General features: G+C 54.1%; 2 tRNA genes. Both read right to left on the reverse strand.

The window, feature by feature from the left end:
* A tRNA-Trp gene (locus ACQ5DJ_RS30085) sits at positions 1-71 on the reverse strand.
* A gap of 7 nt (positions 72-78) precedes the next feature.
* Positions 79-151, reverse strand: a tRNA-Phe gene (locus ACQ5DJ_RS30090).
* Positions 152-244: the final 93 nt, after the last annotated feature.

Here is a 244-nt window from a genome sequence, read left to right on the forward strand (position 1 = left end):
CAGGGGCAGTAGGAATCGAACCCACACCAAAGGTTTTGGAGACCTTCGTTCTACCGTTAAACTATGCCCCTATAAAGGTGGCTCGGGACGGAATCGAACCGCCGACACGAGGATTTTCAGTCCTCTGCTCTACCGACTGAGCTACCGAGCCTTATATCCATGCTTTACGCGCCAATTTCATTTGATTAGAAATGGCGGAGCTGACGGGACTCGAACCCGCGACCTCCGGTGTGACAGACCGGCG

Source organism: Brevibacillus sp. FIR094 (assembly GCF_050477165.1).
Classification (GTDB): domain Bacteria; phylum Bacillota; class Bacilli; order Brevibacillales; family Brevibacillaceae; genus Brevibacillus.